Raw genomic sequence first — 24,135 nt, forward strand, 5'->3', positions numbered from 1 at the left:
GCGTGCCGTAAACCTTGGTTTTCGGCAAGAGGCTACTGGCCGGTTGGCATCATCTGCACTTCGGCGATGGTCTGCATGTTCTCGCAGCCACCGCCGAGCCGCATCCCGCGTACCGGGCAGGCGTCGAGATAGTCGATGCCCACCGCCAGCTTAAGGTGTTGATTCGGCAGGCGTGTATTGTTGGTGACGTCAAAGCTGTGCCAGCGGTCGTCGACCCAGGCCTCAGCCCAGGCGTGGGTGGCGACGTGGGCCGAGTCCTCGCTGTAAAGATAGCCGCTGACATAGCGCGCCGGAATGTTCAGGCTGCGGCAGCAGGCCAAAAATACGTGGGTATGATCCTGACAGACGCCGGTGCCGGTCGCGAATGCCTGGGCCGCGCTGTCGGTGACGCTGGTCGACCCTGGGGTGTACGGCATTTTGAGCAGCAGCTCGCCCATCAGATTTTCCAGCCCGTCCAGCACCGCCTGCGGCTGGTAGTAGCGCAGGGCGAAGGCCTGGATCGCGCTGTCGGGTTGGGTCAGCGGGCTGTGGCGCAGGAAGACCAGCGGCGACAAATGCCCCATCACCTGATCTTCGGCACCGTCTTCAATTTCCACCACGCCGTGGGCCTGAATGCTGATGGCCTGGTGCGGGTGATCCAGCGTCAGCACGTGCAGCACGTTGCCGAAGGCATCGGTGGTGCACACGGCATCTTCCGGCAGCGTCAACTGCCATGAAATGATGCGCTGATGCTCCGAATCCTGCGGCGTCAGGCGCAGATACTGAGTGCTGCGCTGCACCTGCTGGGCATAGGTATAGTGGGTGTTGTGCTCAATGTTCAGTTTCATTGCGCCTCCAGATAAGTGTGATGGATGCTCTCCGCGATGCCGCTAATCTGGCCGAGAAACGCGTCCAGCCAGTCGTTCAACCCGACCTTGTTCAGATCTTTCATGCTGCTAAAGCGCAGCTCGGCGTGCAGCGTATGCGCCAGCCGGCGCGGCTGATTGGCACTGTTGCCGCCAATTTGCTCCAGCTGTTGCACCAGATCGCCGACGCAGGCCAGCAAGGAGCGGGGGATTTCATTACGCAGGATCATCAGTTCGGCAATGGTGTCCCGACTGAGCTGCTGCTTGTAGATGCTGTGGTAGGCTTCGCGTGCGCTCACTGCACGCAACAGCGTGTCCATGCGGTAATATTCGCGCACCGGGTCGCCGTCGCTGTCCATCAGCGAGTTCTTGACCCCTAACAGACGGGCAGTGCTGTCTGCGCGCTCCAGCAGGGTGCCGAGACGGATAAAGCACATGGCGTCGCTGCGCAGCAAAGTGCCGAACATCGCACCGCGAAACAGGTGAGAACGTTCCTTCACCCAGTCAAAAAAGCCATCCGCGCCCACCGATCCTATGCCCTGACGGCGGATCAGCTTCATTTCGATCCAGGTGGCGTTGATGCATTCCCAGACCTCGGAAGACAGGCTGCCGCGCACCGCATGGGCGTTGTTCCAGCCCATTTGCAGACAGCTGTAAATGCTGCTGTGGTTGCGGCTGTCGAGCGCAAAAAAGCTCACCAGATTGGCCATCGTCAGGTCGGGGTAGGCGGCGGCATACAGCTGTCCGGTACTGGTCAGATTGAGCGGTACCTGCAGATCCTGATCCTCGCTGTCGCGGATCGGCATCATCGACAGCTTGTTGGTGACGTCGAGCACCCGGGCGATGCTTTCCGCCCGCTCCAGATAGCGGGCCATCCAATAGAGTTCACTGGCAGTTCGGCTCAGCATGCGTCGTCCTCCAACACCCAGGTATCCTTGGTTCCCCCGCCTTGCGACGAGTTGACCACCAGTGAGCCTTGCGCCAGCGCCACGCGCGTCAGGCCGCCTGGCACCAGGCGGATTTCCGCGCCGCTGAGGGCGAACGGCCGTAAATCGATATGTCGCGGCGCCAGGCCGTCGTTGACGAAGGTCGGGCAGGTCGACAACGCCAGCGTGTTTTGCGCAATGTAGTTATGCGGCTTGGCCAGCAGCAGGCTGCGGAAGTGAGCGATTTCGTCTTTGGTCGCCGCCGGGCCGATCAGCATGCCGTAGCCGCCGGCACCGTGCACCTCCTTCACCACCATCTGTTCCAGGTTCGCCAGCACGTACGACAGTTCATTCTTGTGGCGGCATTGCCAGGTGGGCACGTTATTGAGGATCGGCTCTTCCTGCAGGTAGAAACGCACCATGTCCGGCACGTACGGATAAATTGACTTGTCGTCGGCCACGCCGGTGCCGATGGCGTTGGCCAACACCACGTTGCCGGCACGGTATACCGACAGCAGGCCCGGCACGCCGAGCATCGAATCCGGGCGGAACGCCAGCGGATCGAGGAAGGCGTCGTCCACCCGGCGGTAGATGACATCCACCTTGCAAGGCCCGGCGGTGGTGCGCATAAAGACCGCCCCGTCCTTGACGAACAGGTCGGCGCTTTCCACCAGCTCAACCCCCATCTGCTGCGCCAGGAAGCTGTGTTCGAAGTAGGCGCTGTTGAAGCGGCCCGGCGTCAGCACCACCACGGTAGGATCGTTGATCGGCGAGCTTTCACGCAGGGTTTGCAGCAGGTGCGACGGGTAGCGCTCCACCGGCGCGATGCGTTGCTGAGCGAACAGCTCCGGGTACAGGCGCATCATCATTTTGCGGTTTTCCAGCATATAGGAAACGCCGGACGGGGTGCGCAGGTTGTCTTCCAGCACGTAATACTGGCCGTCACCGTTGCGTACCATATCCACGCCGACGATGTGCGCGTAAATATTGCGGTGCAGATCGACCCCTTGCATGCAGGGTTGATATTGATCGTTGGCCAGCACCTGTTCCGCCGGAATGATCCCGGCTTTCAGAATGTGTTGTTGATGGTAAATATCGTGCAGAAAGGCGTTAAGCGCCTGTACGCGCTGGCGAATACCGCGATCGAGCATCGCCCACTCGCTGGCGGGTATGATGCGCGGTACGCTGTCGAACGGAATCAAGCGCTCAGCGCCGTCATCCTCACCATAAACGTTAAAGGTAATCCCCACCCGGTGAAACAGCAGCGCAGCCTCTTCCCTCTTGCGTTGAATGGCCTTTTGGTCAGCCTGTTGCAGCCAATGCCAGTAAGCCTCGTAGTGACCCCGGTGCTTACCCTCAGCCAGAAGCATCTCATCAAAAAACGGTGAAGCAGACAGATCGATATTTAGCATCATCACCTCGTCGACATTGCAGGCTGTATACAGAACCAGCATAAAATGTGCCAAGGTGATAAAGGGGCGAAAATGACGCGAAAACGCCGGCTCGCGGCAGTAAATGGCCCGCTTTGGGTGCAACCAAAGCGGGCGCTGCCTTAAAACGGGGCAAAACTGCGGCGCGTGTGGGTTGGCTATGAGCAGTGATGGCGCAACTCACCGTGCAAAGGACGCGGGCGGGCCCTGAGGACCCGCCCTGGTATTTATACCTGCAATGCTTGCTGCGAAGTGCCGATAGACTGCCGCAGATAATTCAGTAGCATTTGCCGGGTAAACCGCGGTTCTTCGATCCCGCTGTGCCGCAGGAAATGCTGCAGGTTGCTGCAATCCCATTGGTAGGTATTTTGGTAGAGCTGCACCGTCGATTGCCCATTCACCATATTGTCCCTGAACAGGCTGAGCAACGGGTAGAGCGGTGCATTAGCGTCGTGTTCCCACTGTGCTCGCCATTGATCGAAAGGCAACTGTCGGAAGCGGTAGCCACACTCGCGCTCCAGCAGGCGGAAGAAGGCTTGCAGCGTCAGGTTATTCTGGTGCTGGTGGATCAGGTTGAATTTCTTCCCTAACGCCTGAGGGTTGCGAGTGATATGGGCAATGGATTGGGTCATATAGTCCACCGTCGTCAGGCCCTCGCGCAGGTCTTGCAACACTGGCAGGGTGCCGCTGGTGATACAGGTTTTGACTAGCCGTCCCCACCATTGGTAGCTGGCGCTGACGCCGGTTCGGCTGTGGAAGGTGGCGTACCCCAGACGGAAGGTCATTAGCGGCAGGCCTTGCGATGCCGCCAGATCGGCAATTTTCTCCATTACCCATTTGCTGCGGACGTAGCCGATATCAGTGATCACCGCCGGCAGGTTCTGATCTATGTCGTCACTTTCCAGCATCACCCGTTTTCCGGTATGCAAGTGCCCCCAGCTGTAGACCGAAATCGTCGACATCAACATCAGTGGTTTGGTGCGTCGGTACGCGGCAAAACGAATGATTTCGCGCAGGCCCTGCACATTATCGCGTTTCATATAAGAATAGGGCTGGATAAAGTTCACCGCACTTGCCGAATGATAAATGATATCGATCCGCTGGCTGAGTTCACGGAAGTGCTCAGGTGACAGGGCGAAATCGTGCTCGGCCACGTCGCCGGGGATCAGATGGACGCGCGCGTACTGCTCGGCGGATAAAGTAATCTGATAGCGATTCAGGATCTCGTCGAGTCGTTGCTGCGGGGATATCCGGCTGCGCTGCCGCACCAGGCAATACAACTCGGCACGGGTTGTGGCGAGCAACTCTGCCAGCAGATGCGCACCGACAAAGCCGGTGGCGCCGGTGAGCAAAATGGCTTTGGGGTCGCTGACCTGTCGCACATCATAATCCGGGTTGATGGTGATATCTGCAGGCAGCCAAACATCGTCTTGCAGAGCACGTACCGGTTCGCTGTCCACCGTCGGCAGTGCATGGCCGCTGCGTTCATCCAGCGCCTGCGACAGACGGTTTATCGTCGGATATTCATAAATATCGCGCACATAGACTTTGACTCCGATTTTGTTATCGATGGCCGTCGCCAGCTTTGCTGCCAGCAGTGAATGGCCGCCGATGTCGAAAAAGTTGTCTTCGGCGCGGATATTCGCCGTCCCCAATACCTGGCTCCAAATAGCGGCAATGATCTGCCGGCTGCCGGTCAGCGTCTCTGCTGCCAGAGACTGATCCGTGCGGGAAAGGTCCAACAGCGCGGCCTTATCGGTTTTACCATTGGCATTGATCGGCATGCGTTCCATCACCAGGAAGCTGGCGGGCAGGAAGTATGAAGGTAACATTTCTTTCAGCTGCTGCTTCACACGTTCGACCAACTCGCCGTCGTCATTGTCAGCCGCCAGAAACGCCACAATCTGTTTATTTGCAGGATCCTGAGGTTGGGTGGCGATAGCGACAGCCGCCTTCACTCCCGCAATCTGCACCATAACGCTTTCTATTTCGCCCAGTTCCACGCGGTTACCGCGGATTTTGATCTGGTCGTCTAGACGCCCGAGGTATTGAATGCGTTGATCCGGTAGCCAGCGTGCCCGATCGCCGCTGCGGTAGAGGCGTTTACCGGCAAAATGCACCGGGGTAATAAACTTTTCTGCGGTGAGCTGTGGGTCATTCAGGTAACCACGAGCCAGGCAACGGCCACTGATATAAAGCTCGCCAGCCTGTTGGCCACTCACCGGTTGCAGATGATCGTCGAGAATGAAAATCTCGGTGTCTGCCACCGGTCGACCGATAGTCGCGGCCGAGTTTTGTGTTGCACAAGTGACCCGATTCCAAGTGGCGAAGATGGTCGCTTCAGTGGGGCCGTAGTAATCCACCAAGGGGTAACTCACTCCACGGAGATCGATCGGGTTGAGTTTTTCCCCGGCGGTAAACAGATAGCGCAGCGCCAGGTTTTCCGGCTGTGGCGCGCCGACGATTTCAGCCACCAACACCGTGGGCACGAAAGCATGGGTGATCTGGTGGTCTGCGAAGAAGTTGAGCAGGGCAGAGGGCTGCAGTCGGGTCTCTTCTTGCGGCAAATATAGCGTGCCGCCGCTGAGCAATGCTGCCCAGATTTCCCACTGGGCCACATCAAAGCCGATACCGGCTATCAGCGTGGAACGGCTTTCATGGCTCATGGCGAATTTTTGATTATGCCAGAGAATAATATTCAACAGTGAATGATGTTCAATCATCACCCCCTTGGGCTTGCCGGTAGTGCCAGAGGTGAAAATAATATAAGCCGTTGCATCACTCTTGGAATTTATTAATTCAAAAGGAACCAGTTTATCTGATGTAATATTATCAATGGCAATAATTTTCACATCGGGGTTATTTATTTCAAAAGTAATTGATAAGTTACTCAATATGATTACTTTTGACCCGCTTTGTCTGACAATATCCAGAATTCTTTTTTCAGGATATCGGGCATCGATGGGAATATAACTTGCTCCAGCTTTGATAATCGCCAGGATACCTATCAGCAATTCCGGCGTGCGCAGCGCGACTAATGGCACGTTGTCACCGGGGCTAACGCCCTGCCGTTGCAACTGACCGCAGAGTCGGTTGCTGGCTTCATTTAACTGTCGGTAGGTAATACGTTGATCGTCACTGACGATCGCCAGTGCTTCGGGGGAATAAGTGACCTGTTGGATAAAATAATCCAATATGCTTTGAGCCATGGGATATTCTCCTGAGATAATTAGTCTGGTTAATAAATCACAAGAAATCATAGCCTGGCCGGGCGAAAATAATTATAGACGTATTTTTAATGCGGAATTGTAAATGTGGGGAGGATAGGTCTATCGTTATAAAATAATTGAAATAATAAAAATACTAAAAATAAAAACGGCCAGCCTGGGCTGACCGTTGGGCGCGTGGTCGCGGTATTAGCGACGAACGGCGATGGCTTCGATTTCGATTTTCACGTCTTTCGGCAGACGGGCCACTTCAACGCAGGAACGGGCCGGGAACGGCGCGCTGTGCTCGGTGAAGAAAGCTTCATAAGCGGCGTTAACGGTAGCGAAGTCGTTCAGATCTTTCACGAAAACCGTGGTTTTCACGATATCGGCCACTTTCAGGCCGGCGGCTTCAACGATCGCTTTAACGTTTTCCAGCGACTGGCGAGCCTGAGCGGCAACGTCGTCGGCAACGGCGCCGGTTTTCGGATCGACCGGGATCTGGCCGGAAGTGATGATCATGCTGCCCAGATCAACGCCCTGCACGTAAGGACCAATGGCTGCCGGGGCGAGTTCAGTGCTGATGTTACGTGACATTTTTTCTCCTGATATACCCTTCGTCTTTCAAATCGCAGCGCGGTGGGCTGCGTGGCTCTCCGTAGCGTCGGGCCCGGTATTCGGTGCCCCTACGGGGTTCCCATTATAGGCAGTCACCGGGAGAATAACAGCCTCATCTCCCGGCCGCCGGCCGAACTCAGTCCGCCTGCAAGACCACCTGATGCTCGAACTCTTTTTCGCAGTAGCGGCATTTCAGGTGTACGTCGCCGTCGCGGGATTTCACGCTAAAGCTGGAAGACACCGGTTCGCTGCGGCTGATGCAGTTGCTGTTCGGGCAGGTCAGCACGCCGTCGATGTGATCCGGCAGGCTGAGGGTCAGCTTGCGTACCACTTCATAATTGTCGATGCGGTTAACCGTGGCTTTCGGCGCGTACATGGCCAGTTGGTTGGCCTGTTGCTCCGTCAGGAAGGTGTTTTCGATTTTGATCAGGTCTTTACGGCCCAGCTCGTTGGAAGGCAGGTTCAGGCCGATGGTGATGCGCTGGTCGGTGGCGGTCAGCTTGAACAGCGTCAGCAGCTTAAACCCGATCTGTGCCGGAATATGGTCAATCACCGTGCCGCACTTGATCGCTTCAACCTGCAGTTTGTTATCGTGAGTCATGACGGTTCCCCCTTAAAGAGCCAAATCTGCGTTTAAAACCAGCGCCAGCAGCGCCTGACGGGCAAAAATGCCGTTACCCGCCTGCTGGAAATAGTAGGCGTACGGCGTTTTGTCCACGTCGGTAGTGATTTCGTCAATACGTGGCAGCGGGTGCAGCACCTTGAGGTTGGCGCGTGCGCCGGCCAGATCCGCTGCGCGCAGAACGAACTGCGCCTTCACGTTGGCGTATTCGGAAGGATCCAGACGCTCTTTCTGCACCCGGGTCATGTAGAGAATATCCAGCTCGGGGACCACTTCTTCAATGCTGCTGTGCAGGCTGAACTCGATGCCTTTCTCTTCCAGCATTTGCAGGATATAGGCCGGCATTGCCAGCGCGTCCGGCGCGATGAAGAAGAAGCGGTTGCCTTCAAACTTGGCCAGCGCCTGCGCCAGTGAGTGCACGGTGCGGCCGTATTTCAGGTCGCCAACCATGGCGATATTGATGTTGTTCAGGCGGCCCTGGGTTTCCTGAATGGTGAACAGGTCGAGCAGCGTCTGGGTCGGGTGCTGGTTGGCGCCGTCACCGGCGTTGAGCACCGGGATGCCGCCGGAGAATTCGGTCGCCAGGCGCGCCGCGCCTTCCTGCGGATGGCGCATGACGATGGCGTCGACGTAGGTGCCAATCACCGAGATGGTGTCGGCCAGCGTTTCGCCTTTCTTGCCGAGCGAGGTGTTGCTGCCGTCGGCAAAGCCCACCACCGAAGCGCCCAGACGGTGCATCGAGGTTTCAAACGACAGGCGGGTACGGGTCGAGGCTTCAAAGAAGCAGCTGGCGATCACCTTGTGTTTTAGCAGCTCGGGTTGCGGATTGGCTTTCAGGCTGGCGGCGGTGCGCAGCACCAGCTCCAGATCCTCGCGGCTGAGATCGTTAATAGAGATGATATGTTTGTGATACAGCGGGTTGGCCATTTTTCACTCTCCTCGACTCGTGCCCGTGGCGCGGGGCTTTGAACAGATTTTTCAGGCAAAAAAAAGCCCCTCAACGAGGGGCTTGAAACGATCGGTTTAGCAACAGGAGAAACAACGGCAGTTGGCTGCCGATTGGCAGTCGGTTTTGTCGGTTGTGGCTAACAAAACAAACGTCGTTTTTCATGCTTTCTCCTGGCAAATTGTCGCGCATTATACTCGCGCCTTTGTCCACTGCAAGCGCTAAAACGCCGATTTTTGTCATTTCGCAATCGATTGGCTGGTAGCCTTTAGCCGCATGGCAGAAAATTTACCTTCAGTGGGCTCGGCGCAGCAAAATCACCAGAACGAAAACGCCGCCCAGCCCGGCGGTAATGATCCCGATGGGCAGCTCTTGGGGGGCGGTGATGACGCGGCTCAGCAGATCGCCGGCAGAGAGCAATATGGCCCCTAACACCCCGACCAACGGCAGCAGACGCCGGTGACGTACGCCGGTAAAAGGGCGCGCCAGATGGGGAACCATTAAGCCGACAAATCCTATCACCCCGGTCAATGCCACCAGTAATGCCGTCGCCAACGAACAGCAAAGAAACACTTCCGTGCGCAAACGGCGGGTGTTGATGCCCAGCGTGCCGGCGGTCTGTTCGCCCGCCAGTAAACCGTCCAGCGATCGCCAGCGCAAGGCAATCAATACCACCAGCAACAGCAGCGCTATCAAGGCAAAAATCACATTATCCCAGCGGGCCAGCCCCAGCCCGCCCAGCGTCCAGAACAGTACGCTGCTGGCGGTACGCTGATCGCCGGAAAAAACCAGATAGTTGGTGAAGGCCCCGAATAAAAAAGAGACCGCCAGCCCGCAGATAATCAGTTTTTCGGTGCCTTTTTGCGATTGAGTCATAAAAATAACCAGCACTACGGCAGCAGAGAGCATGCCACCGGCAAAGGAAGACACCGGTAACGTCCAGGCCCCGAGGCTATCACCGAGACGGGTCATCACCAGCACCACGCCAGAGGAGGCGCCAGAGGAGAGGCCAAACAGAAAGGGATCGGCCAAATCGTTGCGGGTTGTGGTTTGCAACAGTGCGCCGACCAACGCCAGGCCAGCCCCCGCCAGTAGCCCAAGCAAGGTGCGTGGCAAACGCAGTTCCAGCACGATGCTCTTGATCATGGGGGGCACATCACCCGGGACGATGCCCAGCGCGCTTAACACCTGGGCAAGAGAGAGCGACACGCTGCCTTGGGCGACATTGGCGAAGATTAACCCTGCCAATAACAGCGGGGCGAGGGTCCAGGCCAGCCTGAAACGTATTTTTTCCGACATCAGCTAACAGCGGCAGGATAAAGGGCCTGAGCCAGTTTGTGGATCGCCTCAATATTGACCGGCCCCGGTGTTAACGCCTGGTATTTCAATTTCAAATAGCGGTGATGGACCACTGCCGGGGTTTGCTTCATCAGGGGGTGTTGTTCAAGGAAAAGCTGCCGCGCATCGATGCTGTCGGTGGGCTCAGCCTGATAGTCCACCAGAATGATAAATTCAGGCTCTGTCGCCGCCACGCTTTCCCAATTGGTGTTCACCCAGCTGGTGTTCAGGGTATCCATCACGTTTGTTGCCCCAGCGGCTTCAATAATCGCCGTCGGCATGGCGTAGGCCCCGCTGGTGTAGGGCTTTTCTTCGCCGGAATCATAAAGGAACACCCTGACGGGTTTTTGCGTCGCAATTTTGCGATGGATATCTGCCACCTGCCGTTGCCAGCCTGCGACCAGCTTTTCCGCCTGTTCCTGTTTACCAAAGACTTTGCCGAGCCTGATCATATCGTCGTAGAGCAAATCCATGCTGGCCCGCGGCCGATGATTGTCGACGTGGATGCAGCTTTCACTCAACACCAGCGTTTTGATATTGAATTTTGCCAGCGCTTGCGGGGTCACCTCCCCACGAAGACCATAATTCCAACCGGCGAAGAACAGGTCTGGGCTGGCGGCGAGAAGGTTTTCGATCGTCGGGTATTTGGGGGCCAGTTCAGGAATGGTTCCCTGCTGCTGCGTGAATTCAGGGATGTTTTTGTACCAGCCGGAGATCCCTGTCACGCCGACGATAGAAGGCTGGAGCTGCAGGGCAAAGGCCATTTGCGACATATTGATATCTTGAATAATGGCACGCTGTGGCGGGCGTTCAAAGGTCAAGGGCTGACCGCAGTTGTCCACCGTAACCGGGAAACCAGAGGCCCCGGCGCTTGCCGCGGTGAATGCCAGTAACGCGGCGAGGGTTAACTTTTTCACATCGACTCCAGATTCATTGCACCGAAAGGCTATTGATTGGGCATTACCGTCGGTTGTCTGGCCTGGCGTCAGTGGGGCGGAGGAAGGTCATCCCACTCGGGTAACCCCGTGGGCAAAACGGCAAAACCGAAGTCAATAACCCGGTTTATTGGAAACGGGGGCAACATACCTGAATAATTCGTATGACAAATATAGTTAGATCAAACAATTGTCGGTTGTGGCGAATATCGCGGGGATTATGTCGGTAAAGCCTCGAAGAAACGCACAGCTTCGCCGCTTTCCGGATGACGAACCTGCAGCGTTCTCATGCCAAACACCTGTTGCAGGTGCGCCGATTCCAGCACCGTTTCAGGGCGGTCATAACAAAGGATTTTCCCTTTATTGATGATCATCACCTTATCGGAAAAGGGTTGCACCAGCTCGAGATCGTGCAGCACTTTTATCGTGGCTATCTTTTTTTCATGGATCAGCGACAGCAGTTGATGTCGGGCCAGCGGATCGAGATGGTTAGTGGGTTCATCAAGCAATAACAGCACCGGCTGCTGCGCCAATGCTCTGGCGAACCCGGCGCGCTGGCGTTCACCGCCTGAAAGCTTGCCCAGCGGGCTATGTTGCAGGTGGCCGATACCCACCTCCTCCATCGCTTTTGCAACTATCAGCGCGTGTTGAGATGGCGAATGATCGGCCAGCCAGGGCAGTCGTCCCAGCGCCACATACTCGCTAACCTTAAGCCGTAAATCCGCATCATCGTGCTGGCTCAGCAAGGCGATAGCGCGGGCGCGTTGCAGGGGTTTTAAGCTGGCTAGGGGCGTTCCCTGAAAGAGAATTTCGCCTTCGGTCGGCTTGAGCTCACAGGTCAGTAGCCGCAATAGCGTGGATTTCCCACTGCCGTTCGGGCCGATAATGGTAACGGATTCACCGGGTTGAATACTGAAGCTGGCCCGATCAATTCGCGGGGCTTTCCCTGGGGTCGCCAGAGAAAGATTCTGCACCGACAGCAGGCTGTCGGTGGGCAGGCTGGTCATGAAATATCCTTTTCCGAGCTCAGAAAAATGTCTCAATGGTTTCTATAACGTTGTAATTATCATCAATCACCAACAGCGTCTTCCATTTATCGAAGGTCAGGCAGGGGTGAGAGGTGGCAAACACCAGTATATCTCCAACCTGCACCGGGAAGTCTGCCGGGCAGCTTAACATGGCGTGCTGGTCCATAATCCCCTGGGTGGTTAACTGCTGCACGCCACTGTCTTGCCGAACCCCGTTGCGGTAATGGGCGATCGGCTGCGGTAATCCGGCGTCAAAAGCCGCGTCTCGCTTGCCAAAATTGACGATAACCCGGCCCGGCTCCGGCACCGACTGTACCAGCGCTATCAATTCCAATGCCGAGGTTAGCTCCCCCGCCAGATCGCAGGCGTAGCTATCGCGGGCCAGCACCGCATTTTGCGCGTCCTGATAAATTCCCCGATCGTGGGTGATGTAACAGCCGGGGCGGATCACCCGACGGCAGTTTTCCGGCAGAGACTCTTCACCCCAAACGCGGCAAACCACGTCATACCAGGAAGAGCCCGCACCGGTGAGGATTGCTTCTTCACCGCTGAGCAGACGTTGCCGGTGCAGTTCACGCAGCAAGCCGGCGGCGTCACGCAGGAACTGTTCGATTTTACTCTGGGCGTCGTCGCCGTGCATCACGCCTTCATATAGCTCGATACCCTGCAGGCGCAGCCCTGGCAGCCCGGCAATATCCTGCGCCAGTTGCTCGGCTTGTGCCACGCTACGGCAGCCGCAGCGGCCACCGGGCACGCCCAGCTCTAACAGGACATCCAGGGTTTGCCCATGCTGGCTGAAAAACGCCGAGAGGGCTTGCGCATTGCTCAGGCTGTCGATGCAGCAAAGGAAAAGGGTGGAGGGATGTTGCGCTTTCAATTCGGCCACGAGTCGCATATTGGCCTTGCCGACCAGTTGGTTGGCCATCAGTACCCGGGGTACGCCCGCCTCCATTGCCACCTTCGCCTGCCAGGCGGAACCGACGCCCACCGCCCAGGCGCCCTGGGCTACCTGACGCTGGAAGATCCAGGGGGTCATGGTGGTTTTACCGTGCGGGGCCAGCGAGACGCCGCGTGCATCGGCATAGTTTTGCATCCAGGCGATATTGTTTTCCAGGCTGCTGAGCTTGATCACCGCGGCCGGCAGGCAGACATCTTCGTTAAGCAGGTTTGCCGGCGCAGACGGGTCACTGCGCAGCACGGCGGCCTTATGGGTAACGGTGAAATCTTTTTGGTATTTCATAACATTATCCTTTGGGTGCTCTATCTTTTTTAAATTGGGGTATCTTGATTTATTTATTTGATTTTAATTGAATTTAAATATTATTTTTTTATTTTAGGGTACAAAGTATCATTTTTAACGCTGATTTTTGTGTAGTCTTCCACTGTTTTCTTGCATTGTAAATGACAAAATTTAATCACTATGGGGTGAGGCGATGGGTGTGGATATCGACATTATCTCGCGCATTACAGAGCTTTTTATTGAGCTGAGCAGCGCCGAAAAACGTATCGCGCAATTCATTCTGGACGAGGCGGACGCGGTGACCGCTTTGCCGATTGCCGAGCTGGCCCGGCAGGCCAACGTCAGCCAGGCCTCGATCACGCGCTTCGCCAAAACGCTGGGTTGCCGTGACGTGCGGGACCTTAAGGTCAAGCTGGCGCAGTCGTTGGCGGTGGGGCAACGGTTTATCCATGAAGAACCGGACCTGGAAGGGATCCAGGGGATTTACGAAACCATCATCAATGTCCTGACGATTAACCGCCGGACGATCGATGAGCCGGCGCTGGCCAAAGCGGTGGAGTGGCTCAGCGACGCGCGGCAAATTCTGGCCATTGGCATGGGGGGCGGCTCGACCATTTGTGCCGCTGAGGTACAGCACCGTCTGTTTCGGCTCGGGCTGCCGGTGACCGCGCAAAGCGACGGCTTGCTGGTGCGCATGATGGCGGCGGCGGTGGCCAGGCAGGATGTGGTAGTGGCGCTGTCGCTGGGCGGCTACACGCAGGAAGTGGTGGAAAGCGCGGCGATTGCTCGCCAGTACGGGGCCAAAGTGGTGGCCATCACGCCGGCAGGAACGCCGCTGGCGGCGCAGGCCGACGTGCTGTTGGCGCTGGTGGTGCGGGAAAATGATTACATCTACAAACCCAGTACTTCGCGCTACGCCATGTTGGCGATGGTTGACGTGCTGGCGACTGCGCTGGCCATGGCGAATAAACGCCAGTCCCGGGATCGTCTGCGCCGCATCAAGCTGGCGCTGGACAGTCACCGTGGAGGAGAAGATCGGCAGCCGCTGGGGGACTGAGTCGCTGCCCCAAGACACTAACCTGAGGATGATGATTCATGCGGTATCAGTATCTGATTAAAAATGTCACGGTGATCGACGGCAGCGGCGGGCCGCAATACCGTGCCGATGTGGCGGTGGAAAACGATCGGATTGCGGCGATCGCACCCGCCATAGAGGCTGAAGCGGAGGTGGTGATCGACGGCCGGGGGCGGGTGCTGTCGCCGGGGTTTATCGACGTACATACTCACGACGACACCAACGTGATCCGCATGCCCGAGATGCTGCCGAAGATATCTCAGGGGGTGACAACGGTGATTGTCGGCAACTGCGGCATCAGCGCTGCCGGGGCGGTGATCAAAACCAGCGTGCCCGACCCGATGAACCTGCTGGGAGAAAAAGCGCATTTCGTTTACCCCACGATTGCCGATTATCGTCAGCAGGTCGAGGCCGTCACGCCGGCGGTGAATGTGGCGACGCTGATCGGACACACTACGCTGCGCAGTAACCAGATGGACGACCTGTTTCGCCCGGCTAATGCCGAGGAAATCTGCGCCATGCGTGAGCAGCTGCGTGCCGCGTTGCAACAGGGCGCTTTGGGGCTGAGCACCGGTCTGGCGTATGCCTCGGCGTTCTCTGCCCCCACGCAAGAGGTGATGGCATTGGCGGAAGAGCTGGCGGGTGAGCAGGGGATTTACACCACTCACCTGCGTTCTGAATTTGAGCCCATACTCGAGGCAATGGAGGAGGCATTCCACATTGGCCGCCATGGCAGGGTGCCGGTGGTGATTTCGCACCACAAATGCGCCGGGGCCAAAAACTGGGGCCGCACGCAGGAAACACTCAAGCTGTTCGACAGGGTGCGCCAGACGCAGGACGTGTCCTGCGACTGTTACCCTTATTCCGCCAGTTCATCGACGCTGGATTTAAAACAAATCACCGATGAGTTCGATATCGTCATCACCTGGTCCGAACCGCACTCGGAAATGGCGGGGCAATCCTTGCGGGATATCGCCGGGGCCTGGTCAATGAGCCTGCATGAGGCCGGCAAACGGCTGATGCCGGCGGGGGCGATTTATTACAACATGGACGAGCAGGATGTGCGCCGGGTATTGCGCTATCCGCTGACCATGGTGGGATCGGATGGCTTGCCGAACGATCCGATGCCGCACCCGCGCCTGTGGGGCGCTTTTCCCCGCGTGCTGGGCCACTACAGCCGCGATGAAGGTTTGTTCCCGCTCACGGTGGCGGTGCACAAAATGAGCGGTATGTCGGCGGCGCGTTATCAACTGCCGCAGCGTGGGCTGATCAAAACAGGGTACTACGCCGATCTGGTATTGTTTGACGCATTGAAAGTGAAAGACAGCGCGACGTTCAGCCAACCGCAGCAACCCGCCGCAGGGATCGACGCGGTGTGGGTGAACGGCGTACTGAGTTATCAACATCAGGCCGTGACCGGCCTGCGCGCCGGGCGGTTTTTGTGCCGTCAGGGCAACACAATCGACAGGAGCAAGGCATGACGATCAAAAGATACGGCATTGACGGCGGAACCGGGACCGGTGGGCAGCATCTGCCCTTTTCCCGCGCGGTAGAAGCCGGTGGCTGGTTGTACATTTCCGGCCAAACGCCGATGAAAGACGGTGAAGTGGTGGAGGGGGGGATTATCGATCAGTCTCGCCTGGCGATCCAAAACTGCCTGGATATTATGGCGGAAGCGGGATATGGCCTGGAAGACGTGGTGCACGTTAAGGTCATTCTGACTGATGCGCGTTACTTCCAGTCATTCAATAAAGTCTTTCGCGAGTTCTTTGCCGCTCACCCCCCGGCACGGATTTGCGCGGTCGCCGATCTGGTGGTGGATTGCAAGGTTGAAGTGGATATCACCTGCTATAACGCCGCACGTATTCCCCGCTAGAGCGCTTGCCGATTAAAGGGGGGTGAAGCCACCCTCAGACCGCAGACAAACCCGCATAATGGCTAAACCGGTAGGGGTCGAACATGTTCGACCCGATTTAACCGATTGATTATGCGATAGGGCGCAGCATGCAGCGCCCTTACTACGAAACTTTGGAGCACTTTGCCAGTGGCCTTAGGGGGAAAATTTCCCTTAATCATCATTTCACCAGGCGGTGGAGCTCCGCGGCGCGAGTCAGTTATTTGCTGACGCGATCGTAGTAGACCATGTCGGCGTTCAGACCCTGCTGATAGCCTTTGACGTTATCGCGCAGCACCACTTCGGTTTTCGCCTGATCGATAAAGACATACGGCGAACTGCGTTGCAGTTCTTGCTGCATGGCAGTGTACAGCGCGCTGCGCTTGGCGGGATCGGCTTCGGCCACCGCCGCCAGCGTTTGCTGGTTCAACTGTGGGATCTGCCAGCCGTTGAGGCCTGCGACCGTGCTGGTCTTGCCGTCGTTATAGGCGAAGGCGCTAGCGTTGGAGTGGGCGTCGAAATAGTCCGGGATCCACAGACGGATCGCCGCCTGATGCTGTCGGGCGCGTACCCGCGAATAAACCTGGCTGCCGGCGGCAGGCAACAGTTCCACCTTCACGCCGCCTTCGGCAAAGCTGGCCTGCAACGCCTGAGCAATAGTAATAAACGGCGGTTTGTTCTCGACGTCCAGCGTCAGCGAGGCATTGGTGATACCGGCCTTGGCCAGAATGGCCTTGGCTTTGGCCGGATCGAAACTGAACGGATTGTCTTTCAGCGCGCCCGGCAAGCCGACCGGCAGGAAGCTCTGGTGCACAAAATATTGGCCCTTCAACAGATCTTTAGTGATGCCCTGATAGTCGATCAGATAGCGCGCCGCTTCCCAGAACGCCGGGTTTTTCAACAGCGGATTGGCGGTATTGCCGGTGTTGAACACCAGGTAATTCTGCTCGGCAGAGGGGATTTCCAGCACCTTCACGCCCGGCTGATTTTTCAGCGCCACGGTTTGGTCCGGGCCCAGTTCGCGCGCCACATCTGCGTCACCTTGCTGGATCAACAGGCGGCGAGTGGCGGAGTCCGGCACGCTTTTAATGATGATGCTTTTCAGCAGTGGCTTGCTGCCCGGCGACGTCGGGTTGGCGTCCAGCACAATCGCCTGATGCGGTTGATAGACGCGCATTTTAAACGGCCCACTGCCGGCGGAGTGCATTTTCAGCCAGGCATTGCCGTAGTCGCCGTCTTTGGCGTTAGGCTGCACCGCCTTGCTGTCGACGATCGAGGCGATCGGCGTGGAGAGAATATTCAGCGCCACCGCAGGACTGACGTTCGCCGTCCAGCTCAGTTGCAGGCTGTGGTCGTCGATTTTTTTCAGCTGTGCGTCGATGTTGTCCGGCTGCCAGCCGAGAACGTTGAGGATAAACGCTGGTGACTTGTTCATCTTCACCGCGCGGCTAAAGGAAAATATCACATCATCGGCGGTCAGCGGATTGCCGGAGGCGAAGGTCGCCTGCGGACGCAGTTTGATAGTCAGGGTTTTGGCTGCGGCGTTGCCCTGCCAGCTTTCCGCCAGCACCGGTTCCACTTTCGCCGGATCGTCGCGATCCGCCTGCACCAGCCGCTGATACAGGCTTGGGACGGTCTGGATACTCGACAGCTCGTTGGCTTCCGCCGGATCCAGGCTGACGATATCGTCGAGCGATTGCACGACCACCAGCGTATTGGGCGGGGTGGCGGCCAGCGCGGAGGAGGACAGGGCGGCAAGTATTAACAGCGGCAGGACTTTGGCTTTCATCGATGTTTTCCCTTGAATGTACGGCAAGAAATTATTGTTATCGTTTGTTTTCACGGCGTTTTCGCCGCCAGAATGCCACGGTAGAGTCTTTGTCGGCGGCTGACAAAGGCCAATCGGCTATTTGATATGCTTAAAATATATTAGACGGAAGAGGCGGGAGGGGGACGCAGCGTGCTGGATCACTGCGCCCCGGCAATGCAGATTAAAACGTTTCGCTCAGGGTGGCGACCATCACCGCCTTGATGGTGTGCAGGCGGTTCTCGGCCTGATCGAACACCACGCTGTGTGCAGATTCGAACACCTCATCGGTGACTTCCATGCCGCCGTGCAGCCCGTATTGTTCGGCCATTTGCTTACCGAGCGTGGTCTGGTCGTCGTGAAACGCCGGCAGGCAGTGCAGGAATTTGACGTTCGGGTTACCGGTCAGTTTCACCATCGCCATATTGACCTGATAAGGCTTCAGCAGCGCGATACGCTCCTGCCAGGTTTCTTTCGGCTCGCCCATCGATACCCACACGTCGGTATACAGAAAGTCCGCGTCCTTCACCCCTTCGGCAATGTCTTCGGTCAGGGTGATCTTGGCGCCGGTCTGTTTTGCCAATGCCTGGCACTCTGCCACCAGCTCCGGCTGTGGCCAGCAGGCCTTCGGCGCCACCAGCCGCAGGTCCATGCCCGCCAGGGCGGCAGCTTCCAGCAGGGTGTTGCCCATGTTGTTGCGGGTGTCGCCAAGGTAGGCGAGCTTCACCTCGCTCAACGGCTTGCCCGGTAGGTGCTCCTGTACGGTCAGCAGATCCGCCAGCAACTGGGTCGGATGGAACTCGTTGGTCAACCCGTTCCACACCGGTACGCCGGCATGGTTGGCCAGGGTTTCCACCAGCGCCTGACCATAACCGCGGTATTGAATACCGTCATACATCCGGCCCAGCACCCGGGCGGTGTCTTTCATCGATTCTTTATGGCCGATCTGGCTGCCGCTTGGGCCCAGATAGGTGACCTGAGCACCCTGATCGAAAGCGGCAACTTCGAAAGAGCATCGGGTACGGGTCGAGTCTTTTTCGAAGATGAGCGCAATGTTTTTGCCCTGCAGGTGGCGTTTTTCCTGGCCTTTCCGCTTGGCCTGCTTTAACTCGGCCGAAAGCTGCAGCAGCGCCTGAAGCTCCGCCGGGGTGAAATCCATTAACCTTAGGAAGTGACGTTTGTAGAACGGGTTTATGCTACTCATTGCCGTGTATCCTGATTGTTGTTATTGAATTAAAATTCACTTTATATGTATGAATATTCAATTTCAACCCCGTGGGAGAAATCTTTCACGTTTATCGTGGAAGCAATGCCGACGGTGTGTGAAAATAGAAGGAATACAGGCCATTTGACTTGAGGATATAGGCATGGCAAACCGCGAACAGCTAGAAGAACAACGTGAAGAGACCCGCCTGATCATCGAAGAACTGCTGGAAGACGGCAGCGATCCGGAAGCGCTCTACACTATCGAACACCACCTTTCTGCTGAGAAGTTTGAAGTGCTGGAGCAGGCCGCCGTTGAAGCCTTCAAGTTGGGCTACGAAGTGACCGACGCCGAAGAGCTGGAAGTGGAAGACGGTACCCTGGTGATGTGCTGTGACGTGATCAGCGAAATCGGTCTCAACGCCGAGCTGATCGACACTCAGGTAGAGCAGCTGGTGGCGTTGGCGGCACGTTGCGGCGTCAACTACGACGGTTGGGGCACCTACTTTGAAGATCCGAACGGCGAAGAAGGTGACGACGACGAAGAAGAAGGTGACTTCATCGACGAAGACGACGACGGTAAACGCCATTAATTAATCTTGTGGGCCGGCGCTCGCCGGCCCCGCCTATCCCGCCGTTTTTCAAGCCGCAGCGCTAGCTGTAACTTGAAATGCACAGGGCAGTTGAAGCAGATGAAATACCAATCCCTGTTAGCCCCCATTTTAAACTTCCTGCATTGCGAAACCCCAGACGCCTGGATCGACGCCGCCCGTCGTCCGGAAAACCTGCCGCTGTTGCTGACCGACCATATGGTGTGCGAGCTGAAAGCGGCGCAAACCGGCATGTGGCTAATCCGCCGTTACGTGGCAGACAAGGAGAGCGGCGATGCCTTGTTGGCGCTGCTAAGGCCTTATGAAGCGTTTCTGCATGAAGCGCAGGGCGTGCCGGAAGCCTTGTTCCAGCAAAACAATTTCACCCGCAAGATCTTGCCTAAGAACGGCTCGGCCTACGGCCAGGATCTGGCGGACAAGATGGTGTTGCTGATCAAAGAAGAGCTGCATCATTTCTCGCAGGTGCTGGAGATCATGCTGGCGCGGCAGATCCCGTATAAAAAGATCACCGCCAGCCGCTATGCCAAAGGCATGATCCGCGAGATCCGCACCCACGATCCGGCCACGCTGATTGATAAGCTGATTTGCGGTGCCTATATCGAAGCCCGCTCCTGCGAGCGTTTTGCCCGGTTGGCACCGCATCTGGACGACGAGTTAAACCGTTTCTACGTTTCGCTGCTGCGCTCCGAAGCGCGCCACTATCAGGATTACCTGCAGCTTGCCGAACAGATAGCCGGTGGCGACATCAGTGAGCGGGTGGCCTATTTCGGCCGCATTGAAGCAGTGCTTATCCAAACGCCGGACAGCGAGTTCCGCTTCCACAGCGGCGTGCCCGCCTTCGCCTGATAGCCGGGCGCCCGCGCAACTCAGTTACGCCGGTGCGCCCAGCAGCAAATCCACCGCTTTTTCCGCCAGCATAATGGTCGGCGCATTGGTATTGCCGCTGGTGACCTGCGGCATCACCGAGCAGTCGATCACCCGCAGTCGCTCAAAACCGTGCACCCGCAGTTGCAGATCGGTCACCGAGTCCTGCGGCGATTGGCCCATGCGGCAACTGCCTACCGGGTGATACACCGTCTTGCAGAAGTTGCGCACAAACTCCTCCAACTGGGCGTCATCGTTCAACCACGCCGGCTGCGGCATCAGCAGATCTTTGATCAGCGGCTTGAGGGCCGCGGTTTGCAGGAAGCGCAGGCCGAATTTCACCGCGCGCACGCTGCCGGCCAGATCCTCCGGATGGCCGAGGTAATTGGCGTGCAGCTTCACCGGATCGCGCGGATCGCGGCTGCGCAGCAGGACTTCCCCTCGCGCCTTGGGCTGCAGATAACCGACCTTGAGCGTGAAACCGTGGATATTGGGCAGCGGTTCGCCGGGCACGTCGTCCCAGCTGTCGAGCATCGGCAGGAAGTGGATTTGCACGTCGGGCCGGCCGTCACCCTGGCTGTCGGTGAAGGCGGCACCTTCCAGTACGTTGGAGCTCAGCACGCCGCTGCGAAACGCCAGCCATTCGGTGCCGTGGCGTAGCGCCTGCAGCCCGCGATCGGCACCGTAGAGGCTGATCGGTTGTCGGGTGCTGACGTTGATCGACATATGCAGGTGATCGTGGAAGTTCTTGCCCACCGGCAGATCGGCGAGCGGGGTTATGCCCAACTGTTGCAGATGTTCGCGTGGCCCAATGCCTGACAGCATCAGGATCTTCGGCGATCCTACCGCGCCGGCGCTGAGGATCACTTCCTTTGCCGCATGCGCGGTGACTTCGGCACCGCCGTTTTGGCTATACACCACGCCGGTGGCGACGTTGTTGTCCAAAACCACTCGGTGCACCAGCGCATTCAGTTTCACCACCAGGCGTTGGTCGTTGCGCACCGCTTTCAGGTAGGTGCGTGCAGTGCTGGCGCGCTCGCCGTTATGGGTGGTGGTCTGGTAGAAGCCGACGCCGTGCTGGCTGTCGCCGTTGAAATCGTTGCGGTAGGGCAGGTCCAGCTCCTGGCCGGCGCGGATAAACGCCATGCTGAGCGGGTGTCGGTAGCGGTTCTCGCTGACCGGCAACAGGCCTTCACCGCCGTGATAGGTGTCGGACAGGCTCTCGTTGGCCTCGGCACGTTTGAAATAGGGCAGCACGTCCTGATAGCCCCAGCCGACGCAGCCGTAACGTTCGGCCCACTCGTCGTAATCCTGCCGCTGGCCACGAATATAGATCATGCCGTTGACCGAGCTGCTGCCGCCCAACACCTTGCCCTGGGCGATCTGCATGCGGCGGTTGTTGGCGTGCGGCTCGGGTTCGGTTTCGTAGGGCCAGCTTTTTTTGGCGATGATTTTCGCCACGCCGGCCGGCATCTTGATGAATAAATTATTGTCGTCGCCACCGGCTTCCAGCAGTAACACCCGCGCCTGAGTGCGGCGGATCAACTGCGCTGCCAGTACGCAGCCGGCGGAACCTGCGCCGACAATGATGTAATCAAAAGCGTTTTCCGACATGACTGCTCCCTGTGCGATTACGGCATGAGCCTGTCATGGCAGAGTATCGCAAGCGGACGGTAGGTCAATTTCAAATCGTTAATTTGTTAATGAATATCACATAAATTGTTTTTAATTTTTATCAACTAATTGATTTAAATATATAAAAAATAAAATGTTCATATTAATATTTTTTGTGGTTTGCGCGACCGTGACGATGCCGGAGCGAAAAATACGCGGTGATAAATATCCGGCGCATTGTTTCTAAACGGAATATTAAATATGAGATTTATCCGAGCGGGAAAGAGGATGTCAGCACAAAAATGCTGCTATATGATGAGCCACTCTGTGGTTGGATAAGATATTAAGAAATATGGACATTTCGATTAATAAATCTAATTATTTAAAAGGGATTGCCATCATATTGATGCTGATCCATCACCTGTTTGCCTACCCGATCCGAATTAGCCCGGATATCCCGGTCTATCATATTGTTAACAGCGTTGATCTTGAAATGTATCTTGGTCTGTTCGGCAAGATTTGCGTTTCGATGTTTCTGTTTCTGTCCGGTTACGGGTTTGCGCTGAAAAAAGAAGTGTCGTTTCACTATATCTGGGGAAAGCTGAAGAATTTATATATCAGCTATTGGATAGTGTTATTTATCTTTGTCCCTATCGGCATTTTCTTCTTTCCCGGAGAAAGGTATAGCCTTTCCCTGTCGCTGTTTCTCGAAAACCTGATTGGCATTAAATCCACGTATAACAGCGAGTGGTGGTTCTTCAAACTCTATGTGCTGTACGTGCTTTCTCTGCCGCTGTTGTCGCGGCTGAATATCTACCCTCTGCTGGGGCTGCTGGTTCTGGCGGCGCTGTGCGGCAGAGGGCTACAGTATTTCGCCTGGGCGCCTGAAATCTTGATCGAATATTGCACCTGGCTACTGCCTTTCGGCTTTGGCATGGTGTTTGGCCGCAGCAAGCAAATGCCGGCGGACTTCTGGCTGTCGAAGCTGATTGTTACCCTGAGCCGCACCCATCCGCTGATCTTGCTGATGGTGACGGTGGCGGTGTTTATCGTCGCCCATAATCCGGGGCTGCTGCTGGTGACGCCGCTGTTTATCATCGCGATGATGAAAACCGCAGACGGGCTGGGCAGCACGGTGAATCGGGTGGTGGGCGAGCTGGGCAAGCATTCGATGTACATGTGGCTGACCCACAGCTTCTACTGCTATTACTTTACCCAAAAGCTGATTTTTGCGCCGCGCTATACGCCGCTGATCCTGCTGCTGCTGATTGTGGTGTCCTACCTGACCAGCCTGGTGCTGAGCCGGATTGAGCTGGCGATCAAGGGCAGGGTAACGGCGTAGGGAGGCTGAATACTGCGCCCGTGATGACCGCGGGCGCAGCAGCAAGATTAAAGCGTTTTCAGCATGGTGACTTCGCAGTCGACGTGGCCAGTGGTGCCCATGGCGTGGTCGATATGTTCGAAGCCCAGATGCTCGTACAGGCCGATGGCCTGCGTCAGGCTGGCGGTGGTTTCCAAATAACAACAGCGGAAGCCCTGTTGACGGGCAAACTCCAGTGCCTGCAGCGCCAGGCGTTTTGCCAGGCCCTGGCCGCGCAAAATCGGCAGGAAATACATTTTCTGTAATTCGCAAATATCGTCGTCACCGCCCTGCAGCGGGGCCACGCCGCCACCGCCGGCAATCCGGCCATCGACTTCTATCACCCAATAAGCGCTGCGTGGCAGGCTGTAGAGCTGATACAAGACGTCCAGATTGGGGTCGGAAACGGTATAGCCTTTGTCCGCCGTCAGGCCGTGCTCGGCAGAGACTTCGCGAATGACATTAGCAATAGCGGCATTGTCGTCAGCCGTTATTGGGCGCACCAGAAGACGTACTGGGGTTGCTGTTGTCATAGTTACACTCGCCATAAAAAGAACCCGAAGGGCTCCGGAA

21 protein-coding genes are annotated in these 24,135 nt (G+C 56.9%); 6 read left to right on the plus strand and 15 right to left on the minus strand.

The window, feature by feature from the left end:
* Nucleotides 1–32 precede the first annotated feature (32 nt).
* From NR114_RS18085 to NR114_RS18135, 11 genes are all read right to left on the minus strand, one after another.
* Complete coding sequence (locus NR114_RS18085; protein ID WP_046374624.1) at nt 33–827, minus strand: transglutaminase family protein; 795 nt, start codon at nt 825–827, stop codon at nt 33–35.
* On the minus strand, nt 824–1,753 hold the full coding sequence (locus NR114_RS18090) for an alpha-E domain-containing protein (RefSeq protein WP_128865681.1): 930 nt from the start codon (nt 1,751–1,753) through the stop codon (nt 824–826). Before NR114_RS18090 ends, NR114_RS18085 begins: the two co-directional genes overlap by 4 nt.
* Nucleotides 1,747–3,183, minus strand: a complete 1,437-nt coding sequence (locus NR114_RS18095; RefSeq protein ID WP_041415185.1) for a circularly permuted type 2 ATP-grasp protein — start codon at nt 3,181–3,183, stop codon at nt 1,747–1,749. Before NR114_RS18095 ends, NR114_RS18090 begins: the two co-directional genes overlap by 7 nt.
* 245 nt (nt 3,184–3,428) lie before the next feature.
* The gene (locus tag NR114_RS18100; protein ID WP_234530580.1) at nt 3,429–6,410 is read right to left on the minus strand and encodes a non-ribosomal peptide synthetase; all 2,982 of its coding nucleotides are present in this window, start codon (nt 6,408–6,410) and stop codon (nt 3,429–3,431) included.
* A gap of 207 nt (nt 6,411–6,617) precedes the next feature.
* Nucleotides 6,618–7,004 (minus strand): 2-iminobutanoate/2-iminopropanoate deaminase, encoded by a 387-nt coding sequence (ridA, locus tag NR114_RS18105; RefSeq protein ID WP_044554008.1) that lies wholly within the window; start codon nt 7,002–7,004, stop codon nt 6,618–6,620.
* A gap of 157 nt (nt 7,005–7,161) precedes the next feature.
* A complete protein-coding gene (pyrI, locus tag NR114_RS18110) occupies nt 7,162–7,626 on the minus strand; it encodes an aspartate carbamoyltransferase regulatory subunit (RefSeq protein WP_020825003.1) in 465 nt (154 codons plus the stop codon).
* A gap of 12 nt (nt 7,627–7,638) precedes the next feature.
* Nucleotides 7,639–8,574, minus strand: coding sequence for an aspartate carbamoyltransferase (gene pyrB / locus NR114_RS18115; protein WP_020825004.1), 936 nt, complete (start codon nt 8,572–8,574; stop codon nt 7,639–7,641).
* Between the two features lie 313 nt (nt 8,575–8,887).
* Nucleotides 8,888–9,892: an iron ABC transporter permease gene (locus NR114_RS18120; protein WP_234530581.1), complete on the minus strand. Its 1,005-nt coding sequence runs from the start codon at nt 9,890–9,892 to the stop codon at nt 8,888–8,890.
* Complete coding sequence (locus NR114_RS18125) at nt 9,892–10,848, minus strand: ABC transporter substrate-binding protein (protein WP_020825006.1); 957 nt, start codon at nt 10,846–10,848, stop codon at nt 9,892–9,894. Before NR114_RS18125 ends, NR114_RS18120 begins: the two co-directional genes overlap by 1 nt.
* Nucleotides 10,849–11,084: 236 nt before the next feature.
* Nucleotides 11,085–11,873, minus strand: a complete 789-nt coding sequence (locus NR114_RS18130) for an ABC transporter ATP-binding protein (RefSeq protein ID WP_234530582.1) — start codon at nt 11,871–11,873, stop codon at nt 11,085–11,087.
* A gap of 19 nt (nt 11,874–11,892) precedes the next feature.
* Complete coding sequence (locus tag NR114_RS18135) at nt 11,893–13,134, minus strand: amino acid deaminase (protein ID WP_234530583.1); 1,242 nt, start codon at nt 13,132–13,134, stop codon at nt 11,893–11,895.
* Between the two features lie 193 nt (nt 13,135–13,327).
* On the opposite strand from NR114_RS18135, the gene NR114_RS18140 reads away from it, so the two are divergent.
* The 3 genes from NR114_RS18140 to NR114_RS18150 are packed head-to-tail and all read left to right on the plus strand — an operon-like array spanning nt 13,328 to nt 16,085.
* Nucleotides 13,328–14,191, plus strand: coding sequence for a MurR/RpiR family transcriptional regulator (locus tag NR114_RS18140; RefSeq protein WP_046374619.1), 864 nt, complete (start codon nt 13,328–13,330; stop codon nt 14,189–14,191).
* Between the two features lie 38 nt (nt 14,192–14,229).
* Entirely contained in the window at nt 14,230–15,690 is a 1,461-nt protein-coding gene (locus tag NR114_RS18145; RefSeq protein WP_256824845.1) for an amidohydrolase family protein, read from the plus strand.
* Nucleotides 15,687–16,085, plus strand: a complete 399-nt coding sequence (locus tag NR114_RS18150; RefSeq protein WP_020825011.1) for a RidA family protein — start codon at nt 15,687–15,689, stop codon at nt 16,083–16,085. Before NR114_RS18145 ends, NR114_RS18150 begins: the two co-directional genes overlap by 4 nt.
* A 238-nt stretch (nt 16,086–16,323) precedes the next feature.
* On the opposite strand, the gene NR114_RS18155 is transcribed toward NR114_RS18150, so the two are convergent.
* Nucleotides 16,324–17,892, minus strand: a complete 1,569-nt coding sequence (locus tag NR114_RS18155) for an ABC transporter substrate-binding protein (RefSeq protein WP_116691371.1) — start codon at nt 17,890–17,892, stop codon at nt 16,324–16,326.
* 202 nt (nt 17,893–18,094) lie between these two features.
* The gene (gene argF, locus NR114_RS18160; protein WP_046374616.1) at nt 18,095–19,114 is read right to left on the minus strand and encodes an ornithine carbamoyltransferase; all 1,020 of its coding nucleotides are present in this window, start codon (nt 19,112–19,114) and stop codon (nt 18,095–18,097) included.
* Nucleotides 19,115–19,277: 163 nt separating this feature from the next.
* On the opposite strand from argF, the gene rraB reads away from it, so the two are divergent.
* Nucleotides 19,278–19,706, plus strand: a complete 429-nt coding sequence (gene rraB / locus NR114_RS18165) for a ribonuclease E inhibitor RraB (RefSeq protein ID WP_020825014.1) — start codon at nt 19,278–19,280, stop codon at nt 19,704–19,706.
* Between the two features lie 99 nt (nt 19,707–19,805).
* Nucleotides 19,806–20,570, plus strand: a complete 765-nt coding sequence (miaE, locus tag NR114_RS18170; RefSeq protein WP_234530828.1) for a tRNA isopentenyl-2-thiomethyl-A-37 hydroxylase MiaE — start codon at nt 19,806–19,808, stop codon at nt 20,568–20,570.
* A gap of 24 nt (nt 20,571–20,594) precedes the next feature.
* Here miaE and NR114_RS18175 read toward each other — a convergent pair whose 3' ends face one another.
* The gene (locus NR114_RS18175) at nt 20,595–22,202 is read right to left on the minus strand and encodes a GMC family oxidoreductase (protein WP_129983232.1); all 1,608 of its coding nucleotides are present in this window, start codon (nt 22,200–22,202) and stop codon (nt 20,595–20,597) included.
* A 352-nt stretch (nt 22,203–22,554) separates the two neighbouring features.
* Here NR114_RS18175 and NR114_RS18180 point away from each other — a divergent pair, with 352 nt between their 5' ends.
* Nucleotides 22,555–23,544 carry an acyltransferase gene (locus tag NR114_RS18180; protein ID WP_256814453.1) on the plus strand — a complete coding sequence of 330 codons (990 nt, stop codon included), beginning with the start codon at nt 22,555–22,557 and terminating at the stop codon, nt 23,542–23,544.
* Nucleotides 23,545–23,591: 47 nt separating this feature from the next.
* Here the strand turns inward: NR114_RS18180 and NR114_RS18185 are convergent, their stop codons facing one another.
* Nucleotides 23,592–24,095, minus strand: coding sequence for a GNAT family N-acetyltransferase (locus NR114_RS18185; protein WP_041414155.1), 504 nt, complete (start codon nt 24,093–24,095; stop codon nt 23,592–23,594).
* Nucleotides 24,096–24,135 lie beyond the last annotated feature (40 nt).

It is taken from the genome of Serratia sp. Ser99 (assembly GCF_024519545.1).
Lineage (GTDB): Bacteria > Pseudomonadota > Gammaproteobacteria > Enterobacterales > Enterobacteriaceae > Serratia > Serratia liquefaciens.

What these genes read in the sequence shown, in the direction of transcription:
- rraB (WP_020825014.1), top strand. Translation starts at nt 19,278, where the DNA reads ATGGCAAACCGCGAACAGCTAGAAGAACAACGTGAAGAGACCCGCCTG.
- NR114_RS18090 (WP_128865681.1), bottom strand. Translation starts at nt 1,753, where the DNA reads ATGCTGAGCCGAACTGCCAGTGAACTCTATTGGATGGCCCGCTATCTG.
- NR114_RS18095 (WP_041415185.1), bottom strand. Translation starts at nt 3,183, where the DNA reads ATGCTAAATATCGATCTGTCTGCTTCACCGTTTTTTGATGAGATGCTT.
- pyrI (WP_020825003.1), bottom strand. Translation starts at nt 7,626, where the DNA reads ATGACTCACGATAACAAACTGCAGGTTGAAGCGATCAAGTGCGGCACG.
- NR114_RS18130 (WP_234530582.1), bottom strand. Translation starts at nt 11,873, where the DNA reads ATGACCAGCCTGCCCACCGACAGCCTGCTGTCGGTGCAGAATCTTTCT.
- argF (WP_046374616.1), bottom strand. Translation starts at nt 19,114, where the DNA reads ATGAGTAGCATAAACCCGTTCTACAAACGTCACTTCCTAAGGTTAATG.
- NR114_RS18150 (WP_020825011.1), top strand. Translation starts at nt 15,687, where the DNA reads ATGACGATCAAAAGATACGGCATTGACGGCGGAACCGGGACCGGTGGG.
- miaE (WP_234530828.1), top strand. Translation starts at nt 19,806, where the DNA reads ATGAAATACCAATCCCTGTTAGCCCCCATTTTAAACTTCCTGCATTGC.
- NR114_RS18175 (WP_129983232.1), bottom strand. Translation starts at nt 22,202, where the DNA reads ATGTCGGAAAACGCTTTTGATTACATCATTGTCGGCGCAGGTTCCGCC.
- ridA (WP_044554008.1), bottom strand. Translation starts at nt 7,004, where the DNA reads ATGTCACGTAACATCAGCACTGAACTCGCCCCGGCAGCCATTGGTCCT.
- NR114_RS18100 (WP_234530580.1), bottom strand. Translation starts at nt 6,410, where the DNA reads ATGGCTCAAAGCATATTGGATTATTTTATCCAACAGGTCACTTATTCC.
- NR114_RS18140 (WP_046374619.1), top strand. Translation starts at nt 13,328, where the DNA reads ATGGGTGTGGATATCGACATTATCTCGCGCATTACAGAGCTTTTTATT.
- NR114_RS18180 (WP_256814453.1), top strand. Translation starts at nt 22,555, where the DNA reads ATGGACATTTCGATTAATAAATCTAATTATTTAAAAGGGATTGCCATC.
- NR114_RS18145 (WP_256824845.1), top strand. Translation starts at nt 14,230, where the DNA reads ATGCGGTATCAGTATCTGATTAAAAATGTCACGGTGATCGACGGCAGC.
- NR114_RS18185 (WP_041414155.1), bottom strand. Translation starts at nt 24,095, where the DNA reads ATGACAACAGCAACCCCAGTACGTCTTCTGGTGCGCCCAATAACGGCT.
- pyrB (WP_020825004.1), bottom strand. Translation starts at nt 8,574, where the DNA reads ATGGCCAACCCGCTGTATCACAAACATATCATCTCTATTAACGATCTC.
- NR114_RS18135 (WP_234530583.1), bottom strand. Translation starts at nt 13,134, where the DNA reads ATGAAATACCAAAAAGATTTCACCGTTACCCATAAGGCCGCCGTGCTG.
- NR114_RS18085 (WP_046374624.1), bottom strand. Translation starts at nt 827, where the DNA reads ATGAAACTGAACATTGAGCACAACACCCACTATACCTATGCCCAGCAG.
- NR114_RS18155 (WP_116691371.1), bottom strand. Translation starts at nt 17,892, where the DNA reads ATGAAAGCCAAAGTCCTGCCGCTGTTAATACTTGCCGCCCTGTCCTCC.
- NR114_RS18120 (WP_234530581.1), bottom strand. Translation starts at nt 9,892, where the DNA reads ATGTCGGAAAAAATACGTTTCAGGCTGGCCTGGACCCTCGCCCCGCTG.